Consider the following 9,246-nt stretch of genomic DNA (forward strand, 5'->3'; position numbering starts at 1 on the left):
GAAGGTGGGCATGGACAAACGGGTTCTTCTCATCACCGGCTGCTCGTCGGGTATCGGGCATGATGCGGCGCGAACCTTGCGCGACCGTGGATGGCGGATCTTTGCCACCTGCCGCAAGGAGGAGGATTGTGATCGGCTGCGCGCCGAGGGGTTCGAGGCGCCGCGTCTCGATTACGCTGACGAGGCAAGCATCGCGCAGGCGGTGGCAGAGGTGGCCGAGGCCACGGGCGGGCGCATCGACGCGCTGTTCAACAACGGGGCCTTTGCCTGTCCGGGGCTGGTCGAGGACTTGCCGCGCGGCGCGCTGCGCGAGATCTTCGAGGCCAATGTGTTTGGCTGGCATGACCTGACGCGGCAGGTGATCCCGCTGATGCGCGCGCGGGGGCAGGGAAGGATCGTGCAGTGCTCCTCGGTTCTGGGGCTGGTGGCGATCGGCTGGCGCGGGGCCTATGTGAGCACGAAATTCGCGCTTGAGGGGCTCTCGGACGCGCTGCGGATCGAGATGCGCGGCACCGGCATTTCGGTCAGCCTGATCGAGCCGGGACCGGTCACGACGAAGATCCGCGAGAACGCGCGCGCGCCCTTCGAGCGGTGGATCGACTGGGAGCGGGCGGCGCGGTCCGAGGAGTATCGCACGAAACTGCGGCCCCGGCTTTATGGCGACTACAGCCAGGACCGGTTCGAATTGCCGCCCGCGGCGGTGACGGCAAGGCTGATCCACGCGCTTGAGGCGCAGCACCCCAAGGCGCGCTATTATGTCACGACGCCCACATATCTCATGGGCGCGCTGCGGCGGGTTTTGCCCACGCGGGCGCTGGACTGGGTGATTTCCAAGGGGTGATCCTCGCCCGGTTCCTGCGCGCCGGTTGCGGATTTTCCATTTCGCTTTTGCCGCGCACTGGCCTAGATGTGGCGTCCGGGCGCGAAGATGACCAGGAGGCCACATGCTCAGTGATCCATTGTTTCTTCTTGTGGCGGCGGGGTGCATTGTCACCGCGCTCATCCTGATCCGGGGCATCTCGACCTTTGGCAAGGAGGGGGTCGAGAATGCCAAACGCGCCAACAGATTGATGTGGTGGCGGATCGCCGCGCAGTTCGTGGCGGTGCTGTTGATCCTGATGTTCGTATTTGTCCGCAGGCAGGGAGGCTGAGGCCATGGTGGTGCTCAACAAGATTTACACGCGCACAGGCGACGCGGGCGAGACCGCGCTTGGCAATGGCGCGCGGGTGGCGAAACATTCCGCGCGCGTCACCGCCTATGGCACGGTGGACGAGGTGAACGCGACGCTGGGGCTGGCGCGGCTTCATGCCGAGGGCGAGACCGACGCGGCACTGGCGCGGATTCAGAACGACCTTTTCGATCTGGGGGCGGATCTGTGCCGCCCGGATATGGAGAAGGACACCGAGGCGGGCTATACGCCGCTGCGCATGGTGGCGGCGCAGGTCGAGCGGCTTGAGGCCGAGATCGACGCGATGAACGCGCATCTCGAGCCGTTGCGCAGCTTTGTCCTGCCGGGCGGCAGCCCGCTTGCGGCGCATCTGCATCTTTGCCGCACCGTGGCGCGGCGCGCCGAACGGCTGGTGGTGGAGCTTGCGGCGCAGGAGCAGGTCAACGAGGCGGCGATCCGCTATCTGAACCGGCTGAGCGACTGGATGTTCGTGGCCGCGCGCATGGCCAATGACGACGGCAAGGCGGATGTGCTCTGGATCCCCGGTGCCAATCGCTGACACATTCTTGTAACGATGCGGGGGCAGAAAACGCGAAAACGTGGCGTCCCCCGATCATGACGTGACGATTTTGCCCTGTTTTCCCCGCGCCCGAGCCGCTATCAACGCGCGGGAGAGCCAAGCCGGGGGGTGTTTCTGCCCCTCATCACTGTAAGGGAGACCGTGCCGATGAAGGTGCTCGTGCCTGTCAAGCGCGTGATCGACTACAACGTGAAAGTCCGTGTGAAGGCGGACGGCAGCGGGGTCGATCTGGCGAATGTGAAGATGTCGATGAACCCCTTTGACGAGATTGCCGTTGAAGAGGCGATTCGCCTGAAAGAGGCGGGCAAGGCCGATGAGATCATCGCCGTGTCGATTGGCGTGAAACAGGCGCAGGAGACGCTGCGCACGGCGCTGGCGATGGGGGCGGATCGGGCGATTCTGGTGATCGCGGCGGATGACGTGCATCAGGATATCGAGCCGCTGGCCGTGGCCAAGATCCTTGCGAAGATCGTCGAGGAGGAGGCCCCCGGCCTCGTGCTCTGCGGCAAGCAGGCGATCGACAACGACATGAACGCGACGGGGCAGATGCTGTCGGCGCTTCTGGGCTGGTCGCAGGCGACATTCGCCTCCAAGCTCGATGTCGAGGGCGAGAGCGCGCTGGTGACGCGCGAGGTCGATGGTGGCCTTCAGACCATCAAGGTGGCGATGCCCGCCATCGTGACGGTCGATCTGCGATTGAACGAGCCGCGCTATGCGAGCCTGCCCAATATCATGAAGGCCAAGAAGAAGCCGCTCGATGAAAAGACGGCCCAGGATTATGGCGTCGATGTAAGCCCCAGGCTGGAGATCGTGCAAACCTCAGAGCCTGAGGCGCGCAAGGCGGGTGTGATCGTCGGTTCGGTTGATGAGCTGGTGGCGAAACTCAAGGAAGCGGGGGTGGTGTGATGGCGGTTCTTCTTCTGGCCGAAGTGACCGATGGTCAACTGAACGTGGACGCAACCGCCAAGGCGGTGACGGCGGCGGCGAAACTGGGCGATGTGACGGCGCTTTGTGCCGGAGCTTCGGCTTCTGCGGCGGCTGAAGCGGCGGCGAAGATCGCCGGGGTGAGCAAGGTTCTGGTGGCCGAGGATGTCTCGCTCGGGCACCGTCTGGCGGAACCCACGGCGGCACTGATCGTGAGCCTTGCGGGCGATTTCAGCCACATCGTCGCCCCGGCCACGACCGATGCCAAGAACGTGCTGCCGCGGGTGGCGGCGCTGCTTGATGCGATGGTGATTTCGGATGTCTCTGGCGTGGTTGATGCCGACACGTTCGAGCGCCCGATCTATGCCGGCAACGCCATTCAGACGGTGAAATCGCGTGACGTCAAAAAGGTTGTCAGCTTCCGCACATCGACCTTTGACGCGGCGGGCGAGCAGGCGGCGGCGCCCATCGAGACTATCGGGGCAGTGGCAAATCCGGGCCTCTCGGAATGGATCGAGGACAAGGTGGCGGCGTCGGACCGACCAGAGCTGACCTCGGCGGGCGTGGTCGTCTCGGGTGGGCGCGGCGTGGGGTCCAAAGACGATTTCGCGCTGATCGAGAAGCTGGCCGACAAATTGGGCGCGGCGGTCGGCGCCTCGCGCGCGGCGGTCGATTCGGGCTATGCGCCGAATGACTGGCAGGTGGGGCAGACCGGAAAGGTGGTGGCGCCCGCCCTTTATGTCGCCGTGGGCATCTCGGGCGCGATCCAGCACCTTGCGGGGATGAAGGATTCCAAGGTCATCGTCGCGATCAACAAGGACGAGGAGGCCCCCATCTTTCAGGTGGCCGATTACGGTCTGGTGGCGGACCTGTTCACCGCCGTTCCGGAACTGGTCGAAAAACTCTGATTTCTCAGGGATTATCGGGTGGGCCTGCGCGCGGCGCGGGCCCTTTTTGCTTGATGAGCGTGACAAGCGCCGGGCGAACTGCCTCGGCCACCTCCCGATGGGCAAGCGGGCCCGGCAGGGCAGCAGCCACCTCTTTCTCCGTCAGATCAAAGCGCATCCCGCAGGTTCCCTGCGCGCGGGCGGTGTCAGAGATGACTGCGATCACCGTGGCCTGTGCCAGCGGCGCGATGGCGTGGAGCATGGCGCGGCTGACAAAGGCCGGGTCGGTGTCTATGCCGCCGCCCTGCGTGCCCGCCCCCGGAGTGCGGTTCGATAGCCACAGGAGGATGACCGGCGGTTTGATCTGGTTCAGAAGCTGCGCCATGCGGGCAATCCAAGCCTTCTGAACCGCCGCGCGCATGTGTGCGAACCGCTCGGGCGAGAGCGCGAGAAGATGATGCATCATGTGGCGGGTGAAGTGGAATTCGGTGAAATCCACCTCGGGGTAGAGGCGCGCGAGCGGCGGGGCAGCGCGCAGGAAGCGGTCATTACGGCGCGGATGCACCGCGTAGAAAGGATTGGTCAGGTTCATCCCGCAGGGGATTTGCAGCACGACGGCGCGGGCATTCTGCGCAAGTGGCAGCGGCCCGCCGGGAGCAAGCCAGAGATCCGGTCCGGCATTGGGCACGCCGAGATTGAGGCAGGCAAGCCCGTCCCCCGCATCAATGAGCGCAGGCCAGGGCCGTTCGACGAAAATGCCATAGGTCTCGGTCCCTCCCATGCAGGCCACATAACCCCGTTTCAGATCGAGCGCCGGGCCGCGAAACGAGAGCCGCACACCCGGATAGCGCACAGGCCGATAGTCGAGGGGCCACCGCCCCAAGCGTTCAAATGCCATGGTTCCCACCCTTTTTCAGTCACCCGGAAGAGAGCCTGAGCGATTCGCCTTGCCAAACCGCTAAAGTGCGCATTTGAGATGTATTTTCGCGAAACCCGGCCCTTGCGGCCCGCCCCCGCCGGGGCCTATGCTGCGGGAGAAACACGACGAAAGGGCAGGCCATGGAAATCCGGAAGGTCGGGGTTGTCGGCGCGGGGCAGATGGGCAATGGCATCGCCCATGTGATGGCGCTGGCGGGCTATGACGTGCTGCTCAACGACCTCAGCGCCCCGGCGCTGGAAAAGGCCATGGCCACGATCCGCAAGAACCTTGACCGGCAGGTGGGCCGCCAGAAGATCACCGCCGACGAGATGGAGGCGGCGCTGGCGCGGATCACGACCACCGACGATCTGCCCTCGCTCGGCAAGGCCGATCTGATCATTGAATCGGCCACCGAGCGTGAGGATATCAAGCAGAAGATATTTGATGTGCTTTTGCCGCATCTGGGGCCGCACACGATCCTGACCTCGAACACCTCGTCCATTTCGATCACCCGTCTTGCCAGCCGCACCGACCGGCCCGAGAAATTCATGGGGTTTCACTTCATGAACCCGGTGCCGGTGATGCAGCTTGTCGAACTGATCCGGGGCATCGCCACCGACAAGCCGACCTTCGATACCTGCCTCGGCGTGGTGGAGCGCCTTGGCAAGACGGCGGCGAGCGCCGAGGATTTTCCCGCCTTCATCGTCAATCGCATCCTCATGCCGATGATCAATGAGGCGGTCTATACGCTTTATGAGGGGGTAGGGAATGTGCGCTCTATCGACCAGTCTTTGAAGCTGGGGGCCAATCACCCGATGGGCCCGTTGGAACTGGCGGATTTCATCGGGCTGGATACCTGCCTTGCGATCATGAACGTGCTGCATGACGGGCTGGCGGATACCAAATACCGGCCCTGTCCGCTGCTGACGAAATATGTCGAGGCGGGCTGGCTCGGGCGCAAGACCGGGCGGGGATTCTACGATTATCGCGGCGAGGAGCCGGTGCCGACGCGCTGAGGCGGTCAGCCTACCCGCAGCACCGCCATCATCCCGGCCGCCTGGTGTTCGAGGATGTGGCAATGAAACATCCAGTCGCCGGGATTGTCGGCGACAAAGCAGATCTCGACCCGTTCCCGAGGGGCCATCAGCACCGTGTCGCGCCATTCGAGGTGCTGTGTTGGCCGGCCATTGCGGCCGAGGACACGGAAGGAATGGCCGTGAAGGTGGATGGGGTGGGGAAAGGCGGTGGCGTTGGTCATGGAGATGACATGGCTGCGGCCCTCCTCCAGCAGAAGGAGCGGCGGGTGGTCGTGGCCTTCGCCAGCCTGTCCGTTGAGGAACCAGAAACCGTTGCCGTGATGGGCGGTCTTTATGCCCATGTCCCGCGTGACCATGCCGCCCATGGCCCCTCCGGTGAAGGTGACCTCGTGGCGGATCGCGCCTGACAGGTCCGGCTCGGGCAGAGGGTTTGGGGCAAGTGCGACGGGCCAGTTCGGGGGGCTGTCGCGCAGGGGGGCACCTTCCGCGACAAGATCGACAAGCGCATAGGCGGCCTGCGGATAGAACCGGTCGGTGATGCTTACCCGCGCGCCGGAGGTTGCGGGCATGTCGAGGATCAGGTCGGCGCGCTGTGCGGGCGCGAGCGTGACCATGCCGCCTTCGGGCGCGTGGGGCGTCACCGGTTGGCCATCAAGCGCGATGATCCGGGGGATGAGCGGCCCGAAATCGAGGCCGAAAATCCGCGCATTGGCGGCGTTCACCAGCCGCAGGCGGATGCGTGCGCCGGGGCGGAGGGCCACACCCTCGGGCACGGTGCCGTTGATCGTCACGGTATTGCCGAGCCGTCCGGCATGGCTCTGGTCATGGCGCTGACCGAAATCATCGGAAATCGCCGCTTCGGGTGTCAGCCGCCAATCGTCGAGCACCCAGATGGTGTCGTGATCCACGCGCGGAGCGGTGTCTTCCTCGACGATGAGCGCGCCATAGAGACCGCGTCCCACCTGTTCGGCGCTCTGCATATGCGGATGATACCAGAAGGTGCCGGCGTCGGGCAGATCAAAGGCGTAGGTGAAGGAGGCGCCGGGGGCGATCGGGGCCTGGGTCAGGTGCGGAACGCCGTCCATGGCATTGGGCAGGCGTAGCCCGTGCCAGTGCACGGTGGTGGGGGCCGAAAGCGCGTTCTCGACCGTCACGCTGAGCCGTTCGCCCTGCCGCGCGCGCAGGACCGGGCCGGGAACGGTGCCACCATAGGACCAGACATCGGTCTCGCCCCAGGGCTCTGGCACGAGCCGCACGCGGGCAGGGGCGGCGCGCAGGCGGTGACCGGAGAGCGCCAGCGCAGGCAGGGGCAGGGCGGTGGCAGCGCTCGCGGCAAGGAAGGCGCGGCGCGAGAGGTGCGGGGTCATTCGGAGATCTCCTGCCTTTGGGTGACCGGCTCGGCCATCAACCACACGCCGCCATTGGGACGCAGCGTGAGGATCATCACCGGGTCGGGATCGCGGCCCGGAACGGGGGTGAAGCGGAAGCGTGACAGAAGCGTGGCGAGGATGATCACCGCCTCCTGAAGTGCAAAGCTTGCCCCGATGCAGATGCGCGGCCCGTCACCAAAGGGCAGGTAGGCGTAACGCTCGATTGCCTTGCGGTCGGCAAAGCGGTCGGGGTCGAAGCGGTCGGGTTCTGGCCAGAGCATGTGGTGGCGGTGCAGCGCGTAGATCGGGATGATCACGGTATCGCCGGGCCGGATCTCTCGGCCGCAAAGCGTATCGGGCCTGAGCGCCGTGCGCGAGACGATCCCCGCAGGCGGGTAGAGTCGCAGCGCCTCGTCGATGATCTGGCGGATATAGGGCAAGCGGGCCACATCCGCGCCGGTGGCGGCACGGCCCTGCAACACGGCCACGGCCTCGGCGCGGGCGCGGTCCTGCACGCTTTGGTCATAGGCGCAAAGGTAGAGCGACCAGCCAAGCGCAAGCGCGGTGGTCTCATGCCCCGCGACGATGAAGGTCAGCAGGTTGTCGCGCAATTCGGGCGTGCTCATCCGGCGTTTGGTCTCGGGGTCCTCGCCGTCAAGCAGCAGATCGAGCAGGTCGGGCACGCCCTCGGCGCCGCGCGCGCGGCGCGCCTCGACCGCCTCATCGGCCACACGCTTCATCCCGGCGACCGCGCCGCCCGACATGATCCGCCCCGGACGCGGCACCCAGTCGGGTAGGCCCAGAATGTCGAAAAGGGATATGCGACCCGCCTCGGCGATATAGGCGTCGATGCCGCGATGCACGCCCTCGGCGTCAAAGGTGCCGTCGCCCGAGAATGTCACATCGGCGATGACGTCGAAGGTGGTGCGCACCATCTCTGCGGCCATATCGACGGCGCGCGGCCCCGCAGAAGCTATGCGCTCCGCGCTGCGTTCGGCCGCCGCCGTCATCACCGGGGCGAGGTTCATCACGTTGCGATGCGAGAAGACGGGCGCGGCCGCGCGCCGCTGCCAGCGCCAATGCGCGCCCTCGGCGATAAAGAGCGATTCGCCGATAGCGGGGCGTAAAAGGTTCTTGGTCACCAGCGATTTCGGGTAATTGTCCAGCTCTTCCAGAAGCATCCGCCGGATCGCGCCGGGGTCCATCACCATATGCCAGCGCTTGCCCGTCCGGCCAGAGACCATGGGTTGCCGCGTGGCGATCTCGGGGATGATCGAGAGCACGTTCTCGCGCGCCGCGCGCAATGAGCCGAGGATGCCGAGGGGTTCGGTCACGAGCGGCACACGCACGGGTGTCGGGGCTGTCTCTGTCGCGGTCATGGCGTTCCCTGTGGATGACCGGAATATAGGTCCGGCGGGGGCAGGGGGCAAATCATTGCGCTTGCGGAGTGGCTGGGCTAAGGCGGCCCGAGTTTGTGATGGGACGCGCCGCATGATCCGCCTCTTTGCCCTTCTGGGAATTTTCGTTCTGGCCGCCTGCGCCGGGGCGAATGACCTCAACAGGGACGTGCCCTACCTGGGCAATTTCCATCTTGGTCACAATGTGGTGGTCGCGCCCAACCTGACCAAGGGTCCCGCCTCGCGCGAGGCCACGAAGGAAGAATGGGTCGAGGCGATGACGCAGGCCATCTCCGATCGGCTGGGGCGGCACGAAGGCACCAGGCTTTACCATCTGGGGGTGAGCGTGGAGGGCTATGTGCTGGCCATTCCCGGCGTGCCATTGTTGATCTCGCCCAAATCGGCGCTCATTCTCAATGTCACGGCTTGGGACGATGCGGCGGGCAGGAAACTGAATGACAAGCCGCATATGATCACGGTGATGGAGTCGATTTCCGGCAACACGATCCTTGGCTCGGGGCTGACCCAGAGCAAGGAGGTGCAGATGGCGAACCTCAGCCGCAATGCCGCGAGGCTGATCGAGAACTGGCTCAATCGTCAGAATGACGAATTTGGCTGGTTCGAGGATGACGGGCGTCCTGCCAACGAGAAGATCGGGCTGATTTCCGGGCGCCCCGAGACCAGGCCGGAGCCCCCCGAGGCCGCGCCCGCTCTGGTCCCCGCCGAGTAGGCAGGCGCGCCAAGACGCGCTTGATTTTCCCCGGATAAGGCACTAAACGGCGCGCGGAGCAAGAACCGGGCCCGGCGGCCCCCCAACTGACAAGGTGCCCTGAGAGATGGCAAAGGAAAAGTTTGACCGTTCGAAACCGCATGTGAACATCGGCACGATTGGTCACGTTGACCACGGCAAGACGACGCTGACGGCGGCGATCACGAAGTATTTCGGCGAGTTCCGGGCCTATG

General features: G+C 65.2%; 11 protein-coding genes. 8 read left to right on the forward strand and 3 right to left on the reverse strand.

The annotated features are described in order from the left end of the window. Positions 1-10 precede the first annotated feature (10 nt). From KAK09_RS10920 to KAK09_RS10940, 5 genes are all read left to right on the forward strand, one after another. Positions 11-841, forward strand: coding sequence for an SDR family NAD(P)-dependent oxidoreductase (locus tag KAK09_RS10920; RefSeq protein WP_210878971.1), 831 nt, complete (start codon positions 11-13; stop codon positions 839-841). A gap of 103 nt (positions 842-944) precedes the next feature. Then, positions 945-1,151 (forward strand): twin transmembrane helix small protein, encoded by a 207-nt coding sequence (locus KAK09_RS10925; RefSeq protein WP_210878972.1) that lies wholly within the window; start codon positions 945-947, stop codon positions 1,149-1,151. A 4-nt stretch (positions 1,152-1,155) separates the two neighbouring features. Further along, complete coding sequence (locus KAK09_RS10930) at positions 1,156-1,728, forward strand: cob(I)yrinic acid a,c-diamide adenosyltransferase (RefSeq protein ID WP_210878973.1); 573 nt, start codon at positions 1,156-1,158, stop codon at positions 1,726-1,728. A 168-nt stretch (positions 1,729-1,896) separates the two neighbouring features. Continuing rightward, entirely contained in the window at positions 1,897-2,655 is a 759-nt protein-coding gene (locus tag KAK09_RS10935; protein ID WP_210878974.1) for an electron transfer flavoprotein subunit beta/FixA family protein, read from the forward strand. Continuing rightward, positions 2,655-3,581 (forward strand): FAD-binding protein, encoded by a 927-nt coding sequence (locus KAK09_RS10940; RefSeq protein ID WP_210878975.1) that lies wholly within the window; start codon positions 2,655-2,657, stop codon positions 3,579-3,581. The genes KAK09_RS10935 and KAK09_RS10940 overlap by 1 nt, the downstream gene beginning before the upstream one ends. 4 nt (positions 3,582-3,585) lie before the next feature. Here KAK09_RS10940 and KAK09_RS10945 read toward each other — a convergent pair whose 3' ends face one another. Next, on the reverse strand, positions 3,586-4,458 hold the full coding sequence (locus tag KAK09_RS10945) for a DUF6473 family protein (RefSeq protein ID WP_210878976.1): 873 nt from the start codon (positions 4,456-4,458) through the stop codon (positions 3,586-3,588). A gap of 161 nt (positions 4,459-4,619) precedes the next feature. Between KAK09_RS10945 and KAK09_RS10950 the strand changes: the two genes are divergently transcribed. Beyond that, positions 4,620-5,495, forward strand: a complete 876-nt coding sequence (locus KAK09_RS10950) for a 3-hydroxybutyryl-CoA dehydrogenase (RefSeq protein ID WP_210878977.1) — start codon at positions 4,620-4,622, stop codon at positions 5,493-5,495. A 5-nt stretch (positions 5,496-5,500) separates the two neighbouring features. Here the strand turns inward: KAK09_RS10950 and KAK09_RS10955 are convergent, their stop codons facing one another. Together KAK09_RS10955 and KAK09_RS10960 are read right to left on the reverse strand one after the other, a co-directional pair. Further along, positions 5,501-6,883 carry a multicopper oxidase family protein gene (locus KAK09_RS10955; RefSeq protein WP_210878978.1) on the reverse strand — a complete coding sequence of 461 codons (1,383 nt, stop codon included), beginning with the start codon at positions 6,881-6,883 and terminating at the stop codon, positions 5,501-5,503. Next, a complete protein-coding gene (locus tag KAK09_RS10960; protein ID WP_210878979.1) occupies positions 6,880-8,265 on the reverse strand; it encodes a cytochrome P450 in 1,386 nt (461 codons plus the stop codon). The genes KAK09_RS10955 and KAK09_RS10960 overlap by 4 nt, the downstream gene beginning before the upstream one ends. Before the next feature lie 112 nt (positions 8,266-8,377). On the opposite strand from KAK09_RS10960, the gene KAK09_RS10965 reads away from it, so the two are divergent. Further along, a complete protein-coding gene (locus tag KAK09_RS10965) occupies positions 8,378-9,013 on the forward strand; it encodes a hypothetical protein (RefSeq protein WP_210878980.1) in 636 nt (211 codons plus the stop codon). Between the two features lie 106 nt (positions 9,014-9,119). After that, a partial coding sequence (locus KAK09_RS10970) for a GTP-binding protein (RefSeq protein WP_247651178.1) occupies positions 9,120-9,246 on the forward strand: 127 nt, incomplete at its 3' end.

The organism is Roseovarius autotrophicus (assembly GCF_018069895.1).
Classification (GTDB): Bacteria; Pseudomonadota; Alphaproteobacteria; order Rhodobacterales; family Rhodobacteraceae; genus Roseovarius; species Roseovarius autotrophicus.